Source organism: Streptacidiphilus sp. ASG 303 (genome assembly GCF_020991365.1).
GTDB lineage: Bacteria > Actinomycetota > Actinomycetes > Streptomycetales > Streptomycetaceae > Peterkaempfera.
Genome location: NZ_JAJLRA010000033.1, coordinates 1 through 15,938 on the forward strand (window position 1 = coordinate 1; position 15,938 = coordinate 15,938).

Annotated in this window: 10 protein-coding genes and 2 pseudogenes; 7 read left to right on the plus strand and 5 right to left on the minus strand. The window is 73.0% G+C overall.

Annotated elements, in window-relative coordinates:
* Nucleotides 1-588 precede the first annotated feature (588 nt).
* From LO771_RS26650 to LO771_RS31740, 3 genes and pseudogenes are all read left to right on the plus strand, one after another.
* Entirely contained in the window at nucleotides 589-1,227 is a 639-nt protein-coding gene (locus LO771_RS26650; RefSeq protein WP_255744904.1) for a hemerythrin domain-containing protein, read from the plus strand.
* Nucleotides 1,228-1,893: 666 nt separating this feature from the next.
* A pseudogene (locus tag LO771_RS26655) lies at nucleotides 1,894-2,722 on the plus strand (transposase family protein); the annotation flags it as partial.
* Nucleotides 2,723-3,081: 359 nt separating this feature from the next.
* Nucleotides 3,082-3,561: pseudogene (locus LO771_RS31740) on the plus strand (GNAT family N-acetyltransferase); the annotation flags it as partial.
* A gap of 125 nt (nucleotides 3,562-3,686) precedes the next feature.
* Here LO771_RS31740 and LO771_RS26665 read toward each other — a convergent pair.
* The 5 genes from LO771_RS26665 to LO771_RS26685 are packed head-to-tail and all read right to left on the minus strand — an operon-like array spanning nucleotide 3,687 to nucleotide 10,284.
* Nucleotides 3,687-4,598 carry a carbohydrate kinase family protein gene (locus LO771_RS26665; RefSeq protein ID WP_230747254.1) on the minus strand — a complete coding sequence of 304 codons (912 nt, stop codon included), beginning with the start codon at nucleotides 4,596-4,598 and terminating at the stop codon, nucleotides 3,687-3,689.
* Nucleotides 4,595-7,405, minus strand: coding sequence for an FAD-binding and (Fe-S)-binding domain-containing protein (locus LO771_RS26670; RefSeq protein ID WP_230747256.1), 2,811 nt, complete (start codon nucleotides 7,403-7,405; stop codon nucleotides 4,595-4,597). The genes LO771_RS26665 and LO771_RS26670 overlap by 4 nt, the downstream gene beginning before the upstream one ends.
* A 9-nt stretch (nucleotides 7,406-7,414) precedes the next feature.
* Complete coding sequence (locus tag LO771_RS26675) at nucleotides 7,415-8,416, minus strand: phosphoribosylaminoimidazolesuccinocarboxamide synthase (protein WP_230747257.1); 1,002 nt, start codon at nucleotides 8,414-8,416, stop codon at nucleotides 7,415-7,417.
* A 31-nt stretch (nucleotides 8,417-8,447) separates the two neighbouring features.
* Nucleotides 8,448-9,005 carry an NADPH-dependent FMN reductase gene (gene ssuE / locus LO771_RS26680; RefSeq protein WP_230747258.1) on the minus strand — a complete coding sequence of 186 codons (558 nt, stop codon included), beginning with the start codon at nucleotides 9,003-9,005 and terminating at the stop codon, nucleotides 8,448-8,450.
* A 52-nt stretch (nucleotides 9,006-9,057) separates the two neighbouring features.
* Complete coding sequence (locus LO771_RS26685; RefSeq protein WP_230747259.1) at nucleotides 9,058-10,284, minus strand: Rieske 2Fe-2S domain-containing protein; 1,227 nt, start codon at nucleotides 10,282-10,284, stop codon at nucleotides 9,058-9,060.
* A 333-nt stretch (nucleotides 10,285-10,617) separates the two neighbouring features.
* Between LO771_RS26685 and LO771_RS26690 the strand changes: the two genes are divergently transcribed.
* The 4 genes from LO771_RS26690 to LO771_RS26705 all read left to right on the plus strand — a co-directional run bounded on the left by LO771_RS26690 (nucleotide 10,618) and on the right by LO771_RS26705 (nucleotide 15,933).
* Nucleotides 10,618-11,643, plus strand: a complete 1,026-nt coding sequence (locus LO771_RS26690) for a beta-ribofuranosylaminobenzene 5'-phosphate synthase family protein (RefSeq protein WP_230747260.1) — start codon at nucleotides 10,618-10,620, stop codon at nucleotides 11,641-11,643.
* Between the two features lie 73 nt (nucleotides 11,644-11,716).
* Nucleotides 11,717-13,141, plus strand: coding sequence for an adenylosuccinate lyase (gene purB / locus LO771_RS26695; protein WP_230747261.1), 1,425 nt, complete (start codon nucleotides 11,717-11,719; stop codon nucleotides 13,139-13,141).
* A 54-nt stretch (nucleotides 13,142-13,195) separates the two neighbouring features.
* Entirely contained in the window at nucleotides 13,196-14,812 is a 1,617-nt protein-coding gene (locus tag LO771_RS26700) for an FAD-dependent oxidoreductase (protein WP_230747262.1), read from the plus strand.
* Entirely contained in the window at nucleotides 14,809-15,933 is a 1,125-nt protein-coding gene (locus LO771_RS26705; RefSeq protein WP_230747263.1) for an FAD-binding oxidoreductase, read from the plus strand. The genes LO771_RS26700 and LO771_RS26705 overlap by 4 nt, the downstream gene beginning before the upstream one ends.
* Nucleotides 15,934-15,938 lie beyond the last annotated feature (5 nt).

The following is a 15,938-nucleotide window of genomic DNA, read 5'->3' on the forward strand; positions in this document are numbered from 1 at the left end:
ACTATCGCACCGGACCGGGAGCGAACGGACACTGATCACCTCAGGGAGACGGTTGCACCGAACCACCCGGAGTGTCCCGAACCGCCACCAGCCTTGTCCCTGGAACCTCAAGATCCCCGACAGAGTCGCTCATGGGTACCGGTTTGCGCCCCCCTTTCCCGCATCCGCTCCCGCACGCAGGCGTCTTGGGCCGCGCCGGCGCGGCGCCCCGGGCAGGGGAGGCCGACCGCCTCGGCCGCAGGGTGGCTTCCCGACCCGCGGGACTCAGGGGCGGATGGTCCTGGAAGCGTGCGAGCACGTTAGCTTGGGCACATCGTTGGACATGGTGTCCAAGTCGATCATATGATTGCGCTTGAATGAGGTCGCTGGCGTTCTTCTCGAGCCACCGGAGGGTCGAGGTGTCGCGCAGCCGACAACCGCCGGCGCCGAAACCGCTCCGATGCCGCGCGCAGCACCGCCTCGCCCAGCCGGAGCACGGACAGCGGGCGGCGCAGGGTGACAACAAAGCCCAAGTACTTCACCACGGCTTGCTCAGGAAGGTATTACCCCATGCGTCACAGTGATGCTGATCGTGCCGATGCCCGGGACATGCTGGTCGTCCATGAGGCACTTCGACGAAGCTACGGTCGCATGCCCGACCTGATCAGGCAGGTAAGGCCCGGAGACATACAGCGCGCCGAGATCGTTGCCGATCACGTCCAGCTGATGGAGACCTTCCTCCACCTCCACCACAAGGGCGAGGATGACCTTCTGTGGCCCAAGCTGCTCGAGCGGGCGAGCGACCGCATCGAAGCCGCAGTGGCCGTCATGGAGAGCCAGCACGAGGAGATCGCGGAGCGAATTGCCGAGTCGTCCGACCTGCTGAGCGCGTGGCGAAATCGGCCTTCGCGGGACTCGGGAGAGGCGCTCGCCGACTGCCTGGCACTCCTGTGCCGGCTCCTTGACGAGCATCTTGCGATCGAGGAGAAGGAGATCCTCCCGATTGTTCCGGACTACATAACCGCGAAAGAATGGCACCAGCTGGGAGACCACGCGATCAATGCCCTCCCCAAAAACCAGCTGCCGATCGTATTCGGCATGCTGGCCTCGATCGCAGAACCCGAAGTGGTCAAGTTGATGCTGTCGTCAGCACCTCTCGTTCCCCGGCTGATCATGCCCGCACTCGGGCCGAAGGCCTACTCCCGCCATGCGCGCAAGCTCTACGCGTCGGGTCCTTCGGGATCCTAGGACCGGCGCGCCGGTCACTGCGAGCGGCTTGCGCACCGCAGGCCTCGCAGGCCAGGGGCCTCGAGAGTTCTGCGCCCGTCCGACGGCTGCGCCTTGAAAGGCCACCTCCTCGGAGCTCGTGGCACGATCTCGTGCATCGGTCCTGGTCGGCCGTGACCGCTCGGCCGTTGGGCCGCTCGGGTGGGCGCGGGAAGCAAGCCGCAGGTCGGAGACGACGCGCGGGCGCCGGTCGGGCCGCTGCTGTCGCCGTGGCCGCAGCGGTCTGCTGGTCCGCGACCGGCGGAGGACCTCGGGGGCCTGCGGGGGCTCCTGCTCCGCCCTGCGCACCGGGACCACCCGGCGACAGCCGCCCCTGGAGCTGGGCTTCGGCTCCGGCCCCCTGCTGGCGGCGGCCGGGCCGCCAGCAGGAGGCCGGAGTCTTCGACTCCCCGCACCGCGTCCTCGGGGTCGAGCTGAGCGCGGCCGGCGAGCCGGACCGGTCCCGCGCCTGCAGCGGCGCCCCCGGCTCCGCCCGGGGGCACCCCCGCCCGCATCGGGGCCGAAGAAGGCGCCCGGCGACAGGCACCTCGCCGGCCAGCGGCCGGCTCTGTCCCGTAATCGGTGGTAGCGATCAGCGACGGCACGCCGTGCTCGGGCGTGCTCGATGCCAACACCCTGGTGAACATGGTGTTCTCCGGTCTGTCGGCGCTGGTTGTCGAGGACGTCGCGGACGAGGGCGCGGTGATCCGGGTGGCCGCGCGGACCCGGGGTGGCCCGGTGCCCTGCCCGGCCTGTGGGGCGCCGACGGCGAAGGTCCACGGCTTCCACGACCGCACCGTGGCCGACGTCCCGGTGGACGAGCGGCGGGTGATCGTCGCGACGCGGCTGCGGCGCCTGGTGTGCCCGGTCCTCGGCTGCCCGCGCCAGACGTTCCGCGAGCAGGTCTCCGGCCTGGTGGAGCGCTACCAGCGCCGCACCCACCGCCTGGCCGACCCGCTCGGCCGTGTGGCCAAGGAGTTGGCCGGCCGAGCGGCCTCCCGCCTCTCCAGCGCCCTGAGCCGCGGCATCTCCCGCTCGACCGCCCTGTGGTTGCTGATGCTCCTGCCGACACCGCCGCTGGGTGTGCCCAAGGTGATCGGCATCGACGACTTCGCCCTCAAGCGCCGCCACCGCTACGCGACGATCATCATCGACGCCGAGACAGGCCGGCGGATCGACGTCCTGCCCGGCCGCGGCGCCGAGGCGGCGACCGCATGGCTGCGCGAACCCCCCGATATCGAGGCGATCCGCCGGGCCCTGCCCGACGCGATGCAGGGGGCCGACCGCCGGCACCTGGGGCAAGAACCTGTGCGAGAAGGTCCACGCCGAGGTCCGCTCCCACGCCGTCTGCTGGGACGGCGCCGTCAGCCCGGCCCGCCCCGGGGGCGTGCGCGAGCAGACCACCCGCGCACGCCGGCAGCAGGTCCACGCCCTGCTCGGCCAGGACGTCGGACTGCTCGAATGCGCCCGCCGCCTCGCCTGCTGACCGGTGACGTCGACGTCCTTGTCGAACCGGAGGACGACCGCGACCGTAGGGATGAAGACGCGGCCGCCGATCTGCAGGTCTCCCCGGGGATGGGGATTCCTGGCCACCACGCGGAGCCGGGTGCCGCGCGCCCTCCCCCAGGCCTCGGCGATCGCGCCGAAGCCCAGCGCGCGAGCAGGCATGCCGAGCATCCTGGCACGACCGGGGCGGGCAGCAGTCGGGACAACTCGTTGATCGGTCCTGTCCGCCCCGGGCGAGATCCTCTGCATGGACACCTACCTGGAGACCAGCGCCTGGTGCTGCGCCGTTTCACGGCCGACGACGCCGAGCTGCTGATCGAGCTGGACAGCGACCCGGCGGTGATGCGCTACCTGACCGGGGGCGAGGCGACCGCTCCGGAGACCGTCCGCGAACGGCACCTGCCGTTCATCATCGCCGGTTACGAGAGGTGGGGCGGAGACCTCGGCCTGTTCGCCGCGCACGAGAGGGACAGCGGCGGGTTCATCGGCTGGTTCTGCCTGCGCCCCGGGCCGGACGGCCCCCGGGACGAGGCCGAACTCGGCTACCGGCTGCGGCGGGCGGCCTGGGGCAACGGGTACGCCACCGAGGTCTCGCAGGCCCTGCTGCACAAAGGGTTCACCGCACTCGGAGTGCGCATGGTCTGGGCTGAGACGATGGCTGTGAACCGCGGGTCGCGCAAGGTCGTGGAGAAGCTGGGGATGAGGCTCGTGGAGACCCTCCCCACTCCTCCCGACATGGAGAGGCTCGAAGGCGCCGAGCACGGGGGCGTGCGGTACGAGATCACCATGGAGCAGGGGGAGCAGCGCTGACTCCCTCCCGGATGCGGGCGCCGGGGGCCCCGCAGTCCAGACAGGGAACGGCAGGAAGCGCTTCCCGACTGGCTGGACCGGTCCGGCTTCCACCGATCCCCCACCGGCATCAGCGGCCACCCGCGTCACCGACCTGTCGGGACAGCACGCCGCAAGGCGGCGAATGTCGATGCGGCGAGGTACTTCGTGGTGAGGGAGGCGGCCTCACGGAGGGCTTCGGCCCAGGGAGTGGAGCTGAGCCGAGCAGCGAGGAGGCAGGCGAACAGGATGTCGCCGGCGCCGACGGTGAGGGGCTGCCCGTCGATGGTGGGCGCGGGCTGGTGCAGCAGGGGGCCGCCGTCCCCGGGGACGAGGACGGAACCCTGAACACCGAGGGTGACGAGGGCGTGGCCGTCCGCGGGGACGAGCTTGCGCGCGGCGGAGATCGCCTCGTGCTCGGACAGCGCGGGAAGACCGGGTACCTCGGTTCCGGCCCAGAGCGCGAGCTCGCGGGCGTTGAGCGAGACGAAGGTCGCCTGTTCGCCCTCGGGGACGAGCTTGTGGACCTCGGTCGGATCGGCGGAGAGCAGCCAGAACGGGACGCCGCGCTCGCGGGCGGTGGCGCACAGCCAGGCCAGGGTGGCGGGGTGGCCGTCGGTGCCGGAGACGATGACGGATGCCTCGTCGAACAGGTCTGCTCGGGTACCGAGCAGCTCTGGGGTGAGCAGGTCGAGCGCCTCCTGCCCGACGAAGTGCTTGTCGACGACCGAGCCGTCGAGCAGTTGGGCCTCGAACAGGGGAAGCGGGGTCGGGACGGGCAGCGCAATCCGGTCGACGCCGTGGGCCGCGAGGTGTGCGTTCACGGCGGGGGCGAGGTCTCCGGTGTAGTCCGCGGTGAGGAGGAGCGGGCCGCTGCCGCGGGCAGCCATCGCGCAGGCGACGTTGTGGATGACGCCGCCCCAGCGCAGTGCCGCAGGCGGCAGGGCGCGGCCGACCGGTCCCTCGTGCAGGTAGTCGAGGGTGACGGTGCCTATCAGGAGGGGGCGCTTGGTGGTCATCGGCGGTCCAGGAGTTCGGCGAGGTGGAGGCTCTCGCGGTTGGCGAGCTGGTCGAGTTGGGTGCGGCAGGAGAAGCCGTCGGCGAGCAGGTCGGTGTCCGGCCCGGCGGCGCGGACGGCGGGCAGCAGGGAGTTTTCGGCGACCTGCACACTGGTCTCGTAATGACCGCGTTCGACCCCGAAGTTCCCGGCCATCCCGCAGCAGCCGTCGACGGCCTGGACGGTTGCGCCGGCCCGGGTGAGCAGTTCGCGGTCGGCGGTCCAGCCGAGGACGGCGCGGTGGTGGCAGTGCGGCTGGGCGACGATCCGGGTACCGGCCAGGGACGGGGCCGTCCAACCGGGGGTGTCGGCGAGCAGCTCGGCCAGGGTGCGGGTGGCGCGTGTGACGGCCGCCACGGCCGGTGTGGCGCCGAGGAGCTCGGCGGCGTCGCCGCGGAGGACCGCGGTGCAGGACGGCTCCATCCCTACGATCGGGACACGGGCCTCGGCGTGCGGAGCCAGGGCGTCCACGCTGCGGCCGAGGGTCCGGCGGGCGAGGTCCAGCTGTCCGGTGCTGATGGTGGTGAGGCCGCAGCAGAGCTGCCGGTCCGGGATCCGCACCCGGTAGCCGGCTCCCTCGAGGACCCTCACGGTGGCCCGGCCGACGTGCGGGGCGAAATGGTTGGTGAAGGTGTCGACCCAGAGCAGCACCGGCTCGCCGGCAGCGGTCGGCCGGGGGCGGGCGGCGAACCACTGGCGGAAGGTCCGCGGGGCGAAGCGCGGGAGGTCCCGGCGCGGGTCCACCTGGGCGGCCCGTCGGGCAAGCCGGCCGAGCGGCCCGGCCAGGGCGCGGTTGGCGAGCCCCGGGGCGAGGGCGGCGAGGCGGGCCCAGTACGGAAGCAGGCCGAGCGAGTAGTGGGAGGCGGGGCGCAGTCGGCCGCGGTAGCGCTGATGGAGGTACTCGGCCTTGTAGGCGGCCATGTCGACGCCGCTGGGGCATTCGGAGGAACAGCCCTTGCAGGCCAGGCAGAGGTCCAGCGACTCGGCGAGTTCGGGGGCCTGCCAGCCCTGCACCAGCGTGCCGTTGACCATCTCCTGGAGCACCCGGGCACGGCCCCGGGTGGAGTCCTTCTCGTCCCGGGTGGCCAGGTAGCTGGGGCACATCACGGAGTCGGGGGCCGGACTGCTCGCGCGGCACTTGCCGACACCGGTGCAGCGGTGCACGGCCCGGGTGAAGTCGCCGTCGTCGCGGCGGTGGCCGAGTGCGAGGCCGGTGCGCAGCGGGGCGGCGGCGGGAAGCCGGAGATCGGCGTCCAGCGGGGCCGGGTCCACCAGGACGCCGGGGTTGAGCAGGCCGTCGGGGTCGAGGACGGCCTTGACCGCGCCGAAGGCCTCCAGCGCGGCGGGAGAGTACATGTGCGGGAGGAGTTCGCTGCGGGCGCGGCCGTCGCCGTGCTCGCCGGACATCGAACCGCCGTACCGGCCGACCAGGTGCGCGGCCTGCTCCAGGAAGGCGCGGAACGCGGCCGGGCCACCCCGTCGTTCGAGCGGGAAGTCGAGTCGGACGTGCACGCAGCCGTCGCCGAAGTGCCCGTACGGAATGCCGGTGAGGCCGTGGTCGGTCAGCAGCGCCTCGAACTCCCGCAGGTAGGCGCCGAGCCGGGCGGGCGGCACGGCGGCGTCCTCCCAGCCGGGATGGGCGCGGCCGGTGCGGGCGACCAGGCCGGCGCCGTCCTCGCGGATCCGCCAGAGCGCCGCGGCCTCCCCCCGGTCGGTGATCAGCCGGGAGTCCAGCGCCCCGGCGGCGGCGATCAACCGGGCCGCGCCGGCCCGGGCCGCGGCCGGTGTGGCGCCCGGCACCTCGACCAGCAACCAGCCGCCACCGCGCGGGAGATCAGGCAGGGCGGCGGCACCGCGCAGCCCGCGCACGATGTCGACGATGCGCCGATCCAGGCCCTCGACGGCGTCCGGCCCGCAGGGCAGCAGCCGGGGGACGGCGTCGGCGGCGTCGGCCATGTCGGGATAGCCCAGCACGGCCAGGGCGGTCGCGGCCGGAACGGCGGTCAGTCGCAGCCGCGCCCCGAGCAGGACGCCGAGGGTGCCCTCGGAGCCGGTGAGGGCGGCCGGGACGTCGAAACCCTTTTCGGGCAGCAGGTGTTCGAGGGAGTAGCCGGACACCTGCCGCCCGAACCGGCCGAGTTCGGTGCGGATGACGGCCAGCCGGTCCTGCACCACGCGGGAGAGCGCGGTGAGGGACGGTGAGCCGGACGGTTCTGCGCCCCTGCGGGCGGTGAGGCGCTCGCCGGTGCCGGTGACCACGTCCAGTTCGAGCACGTTGTCGGCGGTGCGCCCGTACCCCAGAGCGCGGGAGCCGCAGGCGTTGTTGCCGATCATCCCGCCGATCGTGCAGCGGCTGTGGGTGGACGGGTCGGGGCCGAAGCGCAGGCCGTGGACGGCGGCGGCCCGTTGCAGGTCGTCGAGGACGACTCCCGGCTCCACCTGTGCCGTCCGGGCCTCCGGGTCGATCCGGCGCACCCGGTTGAGGTGGCGGGAGAAGTCGAGGACGACACCGGGGCCGACCGCGTTCCCGGCGATCGACGTCCCGGCGCCCCGGGCCGTCAACGGAACGCCGAGCGATCGGCAGACCTCCAGCGTCGTCATCACCTCCTCGGCGCTGCGCGGGAACGCGACGGCCGCCGGGACGACACGGTAGAGCGAGGCGTCGCCGGAGTACTCCGCCCTGCGGCGCGTGGAGCCGTCGGCCCCGACTCCGGCGCGGCGGAGCGCGGCGGTCACCTCGGCCGCCACGGTCGCGTCCCCGACCCCCATGGCCCCTCCTCAGTTGCTCGGTGCCCCGACCAGGCCGACCCGTTCCAGCAACTGTGCCTCGGGCAGAGCGGCGTGGAACTCCTCGACCGCCGAGGTGAGCCGCTGCCCGGGCTGCGGGGTGTCCGGACGGCCGCCGGTCCACAGTGCGCTGAGCGCCGCGTAGACCTCGGCGGTGGCGGTCACCAGACGGTCGCCCAGCCGCGCCGGACGCGGCCATCGGGAGCGCGGCGTGCCGTTGCGCACGTCCTGCTGCACCTGGTCGCGCAGCCCGGGGTGGAGCAGCCGCAGCAGTTCCTTGCAGACCGGGGTGCCGTGGAAGTAGAAGCGGTTCTCGTCCGGGGTGCCGACGTGGTCGATCAGCAGCGGACGGCGGTGCTCGTCGAAGCCGTACTCGGCCTTGCCGTCCGCCAGCCGCAGCCCGACCGCGTCCGCGTGGGCGGTCAGGACCCCGGCCACGGTGCGGGTCAGCTCGGCGATCCCGGCCAGGTCGTCGGAGGTGACCCGGCCGACCAGGGCCGCTTCCTCGGCGGTGACGAAGCGGTCGGTCTCCTCGAACTTGGTGGTGAACTCCACCATCGGGGAGGCCAGCCAGGGCGCGCCGTCGTCGCCGTACGGGGGCACCAGCGCCGGGTCCAGGGTGCCCGCTGCGGTGCGGCGGTGGACGGAGGACTCCCGCGGCAGAGCATTGCGGTAGACCACCTGGAGCGGGATCATCCCGCCCGGGCCGGTGACGGCGCGGCGGCCCTGGAGGTCGATGTCCAGCAGCCGGATCCGCAGCGAGCGCTCGTCCACCTGCTCCACGAAGTGGGTCGGTACGCCGGCGGCCGCGAGCAGTCCGAAGGAGTGCACGGCCATGGTGGCGGAGGCGATGCCCTTGCCGGGGATCTCGTCCGGCATCACGCCGAAGTCGTACACCGAGTAGCGGTCGGTGAAGGTGAGGATGCCGTCACCGGGGCGGCCGTCACTCGCCGGGCGGAGGATTTCCAAGTCCTTGGTGGACCAGCGCTTCACATGGACTCCAACAGGAAGGGGGAGAGGGGGCTCAGGCGGAGGCCGCGGACAGCGCGGCGCGCCCGCCGAGGGCTACGGAGAACTGGTCGGTGACCTGGGCCAGGGCGTCTGCGGCCGGCTCGGCGACCGCCACCGTGCCGTCCTCCCGCACGGTGATGTCGCGGTCGAGGGTGAACCAGCCGGGGGTGATCTGCGCGGCGCCCATCGAGGTGAGGACCGGGCGCAACGCGTAGTCGATCGCCAGGACGTGCGCGGTGCTGCCGCCGGTGGCCAGCGGCAGCACCACCTTCCCGGCGAGGGCGTGCTGCGGCAGCAGGTCGAGCAGCGACTTCAGGAGCCCGGAGTAGGCGGCCTTGTAGACGGGCGTGCCGACCACGATCCCGTCGGCCGCCTCGACGAGTCCGGCCGCCGCCGCGACGGCCGGGTGCCGGGGGTCGGCTCCGAGCAGCGCCTCGGCCGGCAGGGTCCGGACGTCCAGCGGCACCACCCGGTGGCCGTGGGCGGTGAGACGGGCGTCGAGGTGGCGGAGCAGGGCGGTGGTGCGGGAGGTCGTGGACGGACTTCCCGAGATGGACAGCACGTGGGCCATGGCGGTTCCTCCTCCGGATGGCGTGTCTGCCGGGCGGGCCGGGCGGGCCGGCTCAGGAGACCAGGTCGCGCCAGTCGGTGCCGGCCGGGACGACCATGTTGGCGGAGGTCGCGGTGCCGTAGTCGGCGTCAGGTCCGAGCCCCGGCGGGGTCCCGCCGCCGGCGTGGGTCTCCAGCGCGTCCAGCAGGTAGCGGCGGGCGCGGACGATGCCGCGGTCGCTCTTGCCCGGGTTCTCGATGGTCCGGTCGACGATCGGCTCCATGCTCTCCTGCACGGCGACGTCCTGGAGCACCAGGCCGCGGATGCCGGAGAAGCTGCGGCCGTCGGCCATCGCGCCGCGGTCCTGGCCCCAGGCGTTCTCGCGGGTGTAGCCCTCGCGGATGTTGTCGGGGTTGAGCCGGTCGAGGTCCAGGCCGAACTGCTCGGCGAAGTACGTCGGGTCGACCGGCTTGTCCTCGTTCCACCACAAGTACCACATGATGGTCCGGTGGTCGTTGACGGGCACCCAGGCGTGCCAGAGCCGGTCACCGGTGGGCAGTTCGGGCACCACGGTGTACCAGGGCATGGCGAAGGGCTTGATCCGCACCAGCGAGTCGCCGGAGGACAGCGAGCGGATCGCGGCGTAGCGCAGCCCGTACGGCTGCTCGTCGATCTCGTCGCGCGGGGCGGTGTCGTCGAGCAGGTCGCGCAGCGGGCCGTTGCGGGCCTCCGTCTCGTGGAGCAGGGAGACGTGCGCCGAGTCGATGTCGGCCTCGACGCCCTGGAGCCAGTTGCAGTCCACCAGCGCGACGGTGGCGAAGACCTGATCGGCCGGCAGCTTGGTGAAGGGGAACGCGGGGAAGGCGTTGGGCTCCCGTCCGGTGCCGCCGAGCCACACCCAGATGACGCCGCCGGCCTCCACCACCGGGTGGTGCCTGAGCGAGACCCGGGAGGCGAACCGGCCGCCGTCCTCGGGCTCCGAGGGGGTGTCCAGCACCTTGCCGGAGACGTCGAACTTCCAGCCGTGGTAGACGCAGCGCAGCGCGCAGTCCTCGTTGCGGGCCAGCGCCAGCGAGGCGCCGCGGTGCGGGCAGGCCTCGTCGAAGCAGCCGACCCTGCTGTCGGCGCCGCGGAACAGCACGTACTTCTCGCCGAGCAGCTCGACCGGGACGGGCGCTCCGCCGGGCTCCGCGAGCCTCTCGCTGCGCATGACCGGAAGCCAGTACTCGCGGAGCAGGCGGCCCATGGGCGTGCCCGGTCCGACCCGGGTCAGGGATTCGTTGACCTTCCGCGTAGCCACTGGTGGCCTCCGTTTCGGTGGTCGCGACGTGCGATCGCGATGGTCGGCTTCCACTCCTGAGACGAAACGGCGATCACGGATGTGACACCCCAGGTGAGAAGCGGTCCGACGGGGAGAGGCGATTGACGGTGGATCCGACATCGGTCCAAGATTGCCTCGCCGCGGGCCTTGCAGCTGTGTTCGGCTGCCCAGGGGCGTGATGCGCCGACGGCCTGCGAGGGGCCCGGCGGAGACGACCGGCCGCCCGGAATCCAGCGGCCCCCCGGACCCCGTGTTCCGCGTCCGGACCGGCTCGCCCGCGACCGTGATCGACGATCAACCGGAGATCTCACCATGGCACATGACCGATCCGACCGAAGCGGTGCCGTCCGGGTGTCCGCTCCGGCCCGGCTGAGCTTCACCCTGATCAGCCTCGACGGCGGCTCGCTGCGCCGCAACGGCATCGCCGCGATGGCCGTCGACCGGCCCGGCCTGACCGCCGAGGTCCGGGAGGCCGCGGACGGGATCGTCGCGGTGACCGGCACCGCCGAGGAGACGGCGCGCGAACTGGCTGCGGCCGTGGAGACCCTGCGCAAGCTGTGGGACGGCCCGGCCGCCCGGATCGACGTCCTCGAAGCGCTGCCGCAGCACAGCGGCTTCGGCTCGAAGACCAGCACGCTGCTGGCCGTCGGCCATGCCTACGGCCGGCTGTGCGGTGTGGACCCGGACCGGCGGGAACTGGCCCGCGTCCTCGGCCGCGGTCGGACCTCGGGCGCCAGCACCGGGCTGTCCGCGTACGGCGGCTTCCTTGTCGACGGCGGTCACGTCAACCCGCCGGACTTCGCCGGGCAGCCGCAGAAGTACCTGCGGCCGAGCCGGTTCGCCCCGCAGGTGGCACCGCCGAAACCGGTGGTCCGGCTCGACTTCCCGGACTGGCCGATCCTGGTGCTGCTCACCCACGGCCGCCACCTGGGCGGACAGGAGGAGCTGGACTGGTTCCACTCGGTCACGCCGATCCCGGCCGAGGAGTCCTGGCGCACCTCCCACCTGGTCTTCATGGGGCTCGCCCCGGCCGTCCTGGAACAGGACTTCGACGCGTTCTGCGCGGCAGTCAACGAGATCACCTTCACCGGCCATTTCAAGCAGGCACAGATCGCCTTCCAGGGCGAGGCGGTGGCCGACGTGCTGGAGGCCGGCCGGGCCGCCCCGTCGGTGGACGCGATCGCGCTCAGCGTCACCGGCCCGGCCTGCTTCGCCTTCACCCGGCGCCCGCAGGACGCCGAACGGTGGGCCTGGGACCTCAAGAACCGCGGCCTGATCCGGAGCTTCTGGTTCACCCGGGCCAACAACCAGGGCCTGATCACCACCGAGGTCCCCTGACCGGGACCTCGCCGCACCGGCACACGCCGTGCGGAAGACCGTGCGGACGACACCCCACTCGGAAAGCAGGACCATGAAGACCGACATCCCCGACGTCCTGGCCGCCCGCTACGCCTCGCCCGAGCTGGTCGAACTCTGGTCGGCCGAGAACAAGATCCGGCTGGAACGCCGGCTGTGGCTGGCCGTGCTGAGCGCCCAGCGCGACCTCGGCGTGGCCGTCCCGGACGGCGTGGTGGCCGACTACGAGAAGGTCCTCGACCGGATCGACCACACGTCCATCGAGGCGCGCGAGCGGGTCACCCGGCACGACGTGAAGGCCCGGATCGAGGAGTTCAACGCCCTGGCCGGGCACGAGCACATCCACAAGGGGATGACCTCCCGGGACCTCACCGAGAACGTCGAGCAGCTGCAGATCCGGGAGAGCCTGCTGTTGGTGCGCGGCCGCTGCGTCGCGCTGCTGACCCGGCTCGGGGCGCTGGCCGCCGAGCACGCCGAACTGGTGATGGCCGGCCGCTCGCACAACGTGGCCGCCCAGGCCACCACGCTGGGCAAACGCTTCGCGACCGTGGCCGACGAGGTGCTGACCGCCCTGGTGCGGCTGGAGGAGCTGATCGAGCGCTATCCGATGCGCGGCATCAAGGGCCCGATGGGGACGGCCCAGGACATGCTGGACCTGCTCGGCGGGGACCGCGCCCGGCTGGCCGAGCTGGAGGACCGGGTGGCCGGGCACCTCGGGTTCGCGCACCGGCTCACCAGCGTCGGCCAGGTCTACCCGCGCTCGCTGGACTACGAGGTGCTGAGCCTGCTGGTCCAGCTGGCGGCCGGCCCGTCCTCGCTGGCCCGGTCGATCCGGCTGATGGCCGGCGACGAGCTGGTGACCGAGGGCTTCGCTGAGGGCCAGGTCGGCTCCTCGGCCATGCCGCACAAGATGAACTCCCGTTCCTGCGAACGGGTCAACGGCCTGATGATCGTGCTGCGCGGCTTCGCCTCGATGGCCGCCGAGCTGTCCGGCGACCAGTGGAACGAGGGCGACGTGTCCTGCTCGGTGGTGCGCCGGGTCGCGCTGCCGGACGCCTTCTTCGCCTTCGACGGGATGCTGGAGACGATGCTCACCGTCCTGGACGAGTTCCGGGTCTTCCCCTCGATGGTCGGCGCCGAGCTGGAGCGCTACCTGCCCTTCCTCGGCACCACCAAGATCCTGATGGCGGCGGTGCGCGCGGGCGTCGGCCGGGAGACCGCCCACGAGATCATCAAGGAGCACGCCGTCGGCGCGGCCCTGGACATGCGCTCCGAGGGCGGGGACAACCACCTGATGGCCCGGCTCGCAGCGGACGAGCGGCTGCCGCTGGACCGCGCTCGGCTGGACGCCCTCCTGGCCGACCGGATCGGCTTCACCGGCGCCGCCACCGACCAGGTCGCGGCCGTGGTGGCGCGGATCGAGGAACTCGCCGCCACCTACCCCGAGTGGTCCGGCTACCGACCCGCCCCGCTGCTCTGACCCCGAAGCCCGCCCGACTCCCGAGCCCCGTTCGACCCCGAGGATTGGACTGCCGTGCGACAGGTTGAAACCGACTCCCTGGTGATCGGCTCCGGCGGCGCCGGACTTCTGGCGGCGTGTCGCGCCGCCGACGCCGGGCACCGGGTGCTGGTGCTCGAACGCACCCCGGTACTGGGCGGCACCACCGGCGTGTCCGGCGGCATGATCTGGGTGCCCGACAGCTCCGTGATGCGCGAGCACGGCATGCCCGACTCCGTCGAGGACGCGCTGCGCTACCTGGAACTCGTCACCGAGGGTGAGGTCGAGCGGTGGCGGCTCGAGCAGTACGTCGAGGTGGCGCCCCAGGTGGTGGACTACCTGCACGCCGAAACGCCCGTCCGGCTGTTCCCGATCGACCGGCCCGACTACCACTCGGACTGGCCCGGGGCCCGGGATGTCGGCCGCACCCTCGACAACGTGCCCTTCCCGACCGCCGACCGGCCCGGCCTGCTGGAGCGGATCAGGACGGGCGGCCACTTCGACGCCGTCACTTACGACGAGCGGCACCGCTGGCAGGTCCCCGGGCGCTACGACCACGAGCTGGTCGCCCGCCGCAAGGCGGAGGGCGTCGTCACGGTGGGCGCCGCGCTGGTGGCCGGCCTGGTGGCGGCCTGCGACGATCGCGGCGTGTCCTTCGAGACCGGGGCGCGCGCCACCGAGCTGCTGGTCGAGGATGGCCGGGTGGCCGGTGTCCGGGCCGAGACCTCCGACGGCCCGGTCGAGTACCGGGCGCGGGCCGGCGTGGTGCTGGCCACCGGCGGCTTCGAGTGGAACGAGCGGCTCAAGCAGACCCACCTCGGACTGGCCGGGACGCGCCCGGTCAGCCCGCCGTGGAACCACGGCGACGGCCTGCTGATGGCGGCCGTCCTCGGGGCTGCACTCGGCACCATGTCCCAGGCGTGGTGGGCGCCCGCGGTGTCCGGCCAGGGCGAGGAGTACGACGGGGTGCCGATGTCCCGGCACCTGGTCGGCGAGCGGTGCCTGCCCGGCTCGATCATGGTCAACCGGTACGGCCGGCGCTTCGTCAACGAGGCCGTCAACTACAACGACGTCACCAAGGCCTTCCTGGCCTTCGACCCCACCCGGCACGAGCGCCCCAACCTGCCGGCCTGGCTGGTCTTCGACGAGGCGTTCCGCCGCACCTACCCGATCGCCGGCGTGCAGCCGGGCGGGCCGGTCCCCGACTGGTACACCAGCGCCGGCACCCCCGCCGAACTCGCCCGCCTGATCGGGGTGGACGAGCAGGGCCTGACCGAGACCCTGGCCGACTTCAACCCGGACGCCGTCCGCGGCGTCGACACCGCCTTCGGCCGTGGCGAAACCAGCCACGACCGCTACTACGGCGACCCGCTGCACGAGCCCAACCCCTGCCTCGCGCCGCTGGTCGAGCCGCCGTTCCACGCCGTCCGGGTCGAGCCGGGCATGCTCGGCACCAAGGGCGGCCTGGTCACGGACGGGCACGGCAGGGTGCTGCGGTACGACGACACACCCGTCCCCGGCCTGTACGCCTGCGGGAACGTCACCTCGCCGGTGATGGGGCCGGGCTACCCGGGATCCGGTGGCACCCTCGGGCCGGCCCTCGTCGGCGGCTACCTGTGCGGGACGGCGCTCGGCAAGGAGGGACAGCGGTGACCAGGATCGTCGTCGTCGGAGCCGGATCGATCGGCAGCTGTGTGGCGCTGCGCCTGGCCGAACAGGGTGCCGAGGTCGTCCTGGTCGACGCCCGGGAGCCCGCCGACGGGCTCTCCGCCCACGGCTTCGGCTGGGTCAACGCGGTGGACAACGGGTTCGAGCCGTACTACCGGCTCTCGGCCGAGGGCCTGCGCGCCCACGAGCGGCTGGCCGCCACGACCGACGGCGAGCCCTGGTTCTTCCGGCGCGGCAACCTGCACTGGGCCGACAGCGCTGAGGGCGCCCGGCGGCTCGCCGGCATCGCCGACGGCTACCGGGCCAAGGGCTACCCGGTCGAGGAGCTGGACGCCGAGCGGGCCCGGCGCGAACTCCAGCCGGGTCTGGCACTCGACGGCCTGCACGGGCCATTGCTGTACTACCCGGACGACGCCCACGTGATCAGCGACCGGCTGGTCTCGGCAGTCCAGGCGCGGGCCCGCAGCCTGGGCGCCCGGCTGCGGACCGGGGACGCCGTCACCGGGCTCCTCGGCAGCGGCCGGGTACGCGGCGTCCGGCTGGCCTCCGGACAGCAGATCGAGGCGGACGCCGTGGTCGGCTGCGCCGGGCGCGGCACGCGGGAACTGCTCGGCCACGTCGGCGCGGACGTGCCACTGGTGGAACCCGGGGACGACTCGGGGATCACCGTGCGCGGGCTGCTGGTGAGGACCTCACCGGTACCCGTCCGGGTGGAGCGGGTGCTGCACGCTCCGCACCTGAGCATTCGTCCGCACAGTGGAGGGCGGCTGGTGCTGCACTGCCACGACGTGGACGAGGAGCTGACCGAGGAGGGGCAGGACCCGGCCGCCGCGGAGAAGGTCCTCGCGCGCCTGGCCGAGGTGCTGCCCGGCACGGCCGGGGCGGAGGTCACGGTGGAGGACGCCTTCGTGGGTGTCCGCCCGATGCCCGCGGACGGGATGAGCGTGCTGGGCTGGGTGCCCGGAGCAGAGTCGCTGTACGTGGTGGTGACCCACAGCGGGCTCACCCTGGCGCCGGTGCTCGGGGAGATCGCCGCGCAGGAGGTGCTGGGTGAGCCGTCCGGGATGGCGGCGGCGTTCCGGCCGGAGCGCTTCGCGGCGGCGTGAGACGG

What these genes read in the sequence shown, in the direction of transcription:
- LO771_RS26665 (WP_230747254.1), bottom strand. Translation starts at nt 4,598, where the DNA reads ATGACCACCAAGCGCCCCCTCCTGATAGGCACCGTCACCCTCGACTAC.
- LO771_RS26670 (WP_230747256.1), bottom strand. Translation starts at nt 7,405, where the DNA reads ATGGGGGTCGGGGACGCGACCGTGGCGGCCGAGGTGACCGCCGCGCTC.
- LO771_RS26650 (WP_255744904.1), top strand. Translation starts at nt 589, where the DNA reads ATGCTGGTCGTCCATGAGGCACTTCGACGAAGCTACGGTCGCATGCCC.
- purB (WP_230747261.1), top strand. Translation starts at nt 11,717, where the DNA reads ATGAAGACCGACATCCCCGACGTCCTGGCCGCCCGCTACGCCTCGCCC.
- LO771_RS26690 (WP_230747260.1), top strand. Translation starts at nt 10,618, where the DNA reads ATGGCACATGACCGATCCGACCGAAGCGGTGCCGTCCGGGTGTCCGCT.
- ssuE (WP_230747258.1), bottom strand. Translation starts at nt 9,005, where the DNA reads ATGGCCCACGTGCTGTCCATCTCGGGAAGTCCGTCCACGACCTCCCGC.